1 pseudogene is annotated in these 2,488 nt (G+C 49.2%); it reads right to left on the bottom strand.

The annotated features are described in order from the left end of the window. Positions 1–2,488: pseudogene (locus E4T79_RS10645) on the bottom strand (hypothetical protein); the annotation flags it as partial.

The following is a 2,488-nucleotide window of genomic DNA, read 5'->3' as shown; positions in this document are numbered from 1 at the left end:
ACACGACCTAGTGGGTCGTAGGTAAAGGCTGTAGCTTGACCATTTGGATCAGTATAGAGAACTAGATTCTTATTGGCATCGTAGCCATAAGAGCTCGAATGACCGTTGGCATCTGTCATCTTAGACAAGTTGCCCAAGACATCATACTCATAGGTTGAGCTGTTACCTTCTGCGTCTGTCTCCGTCACCACTCGGTTCAATGCATCATAAGTATAGGTTGTCTCCCGCTTGAGATGGTCGACTATCTTGGTCAGATTGCCATTCTCATCGTAATGATAGGTCTTGGTCTTACCCTCTTGATCGGTTGAACTTGCGACATAGCCCATGACATCATAGGTAAAGGTCTCGCTGGTCCCGTCCGCATAGGTGACCTTGGTTAGCTGATTGTCACTATCATAGCTATAAGTTGTTACCTCCCCAAGGCTATTGGTCAAGGTCAAGCGATTGCCAGCCTTGTCATAGGTGTAGGACTCGTTCAGTTCCTGGTTGTCTTTCTTGGTCAGAACACGGTTGGCCGCATCGTAGGTGTACTCTGTGATTAGACCGCTAGAGCTGGTTTGCTTGATAAGGCGGTCCAAGGCATCGTATTCGTGCGTCATCGTAGAACCATCTGGCAGGGTGACCTCTTTCAGTTGAGCGGTTTCTGTATAACTCATCTTGGTCACGTTGCCGTTGGCATCTGTCTGCTCGATAGGATAGCCCAACTCATTGTACACATAGGTGGTCTTCCCACCTAAAGCATCCACAATCTCCTTGGGTTGTTCCATCTGGTTGTAGGATGTGGTGGTGGTGTTGCCAAGGCCATCGGTGATGCTGGCGATTTGGTTTTGACCGGTATAGGTTGTTGTCGCCGTATAGCCTGCCGCATCCGTTAAGGAGTTTTGGTTCCCGTTGGCATCATAGGTCATGCTTGTCTTATGACCCAAGGCGTTGGTTGTCGCAATCAGACGACCAGCAGGGCTGTACTCATAGCGGGTTTCACGACCCAGGGCATCGAGCATGGAGATGATATTGCCCATGGCGTCGAGTTGGTAAGATACACTGGTGCCGTCTGGATAGGTAATAGCTGTCACATTGCCAGACTTATCATAGGTATAGCTAGTTGTCTTATCACCTTTGGTTTCTGTCAGTTTATTTCCTACTGCGTCATAGGTGTAAGAGACGGTCTGACCAGCTTCATCGGTATAAGATAGGACACGTCCCATACTATCATAAGTGGTATGGGTCTGTGTTCTGATTGGATAGGTCACTTGCGTCAGATAACCTGAAGCATCATAAGTGTACTCTAGCACTTGCCCCAAAGCATCGGTCACGGTCTTGATGGCATGATAGCGATCATCATAGGTCAAGCTGTTGGTATGACCGGCTTCGTTGGTGCGGTTGAGAACACGACCCAAGGCATCACGGACAAAGGTAATTGTCTTACCTGTCGCATCGGTTTCTGTCAAGAGACGACCACGGCTGTCATAGGTATAGGTCGTGGTATGACCTTCCGCATCTGTCACAGACAGTTGGTTACCCACGCCGTCATAGGTATAGCTATAGGTGCCTCCCTCACCATTGGAAGCCCCAATCTTGCGACCAAAGGCATCATAGGTAAATGTCGTTGTATTACCATTCCCCTCTGTTACACCTGTGACTTGACCCGCCTGGTCAAAAGTCTGGGTGGTTCCTACACCATCTGCATCTCGTTCACTCGTCTTACGCCCTTCCGCATCATAAGTGAAAGTTGTCGTGCCACCACGAGGGTTGGTAATCCCTGTCACTTGGTTGTGGGCATTGTAGGTTAAGGTAGACACGCCGCCAAGTGGGTTGGTAATGGTCACCAGATTAGCCCCATCGTAGGCAAAGGTTGTCTTAGCGCCTAGTGCATCTGTCGTAGACAAGATACGACCTTGCTTGTCATGGGTATAGGAAAGAACTGTGCCATCTGGAAGAATGGTCTTTGTCAGGTTACTCTTACTATCGTACTCATTGGTGGTGGTGTCACCACCAAAGTCTGTGACAGATAAAAGGTTGTTCTTATCATCATAGGTAGAAGTCTTAACGGCACCATCAAAACGGGTCTCTGTCAAGACGTTCCCTTGTTCATCATAGGTGTAGCGAGTGGTGTGACCCAACTCATTGGTCTCACTGGCTAAACGATTATGGCTATCATAAGTTTTAGAAACACTGGTGCCATCTGGGTAGGTAATCCCAGTTGTGCGGTAGTGGTCATCATAGGTGTAAACCGTTTGGTTGCCATTGGCATCGGTGGTGATGGTCTGACCCTTGCTATAGGAGAGGGTGGAAACCGCCCCTGTACCGTCCGTCTGCTTGGTCACCCGGTTCTCATCGTCATACTCGTTCTGGATGACTTTTGTGCCATTGCCGTCAACCCAAGCCGTCATTCGTCCCCTGTCATCGTACTCGTAGCGGGTCGGAACCCCCATGGCATCGGTATAGGTGATGAGATGGCCATTCTCATCGTAGTCGTAGGTAAGCGTGG

The organism is Streptococcus sp. LYSM12, from assembly GCF_004569635.1.
GTDB lineage: Bacteria > Bacillota > Bacilli > Lactobacillales > Streptococcaceae > Streptococcus.
This window is presented reverse-complemented; position numbering and strand designations above follow the sequence as displayed.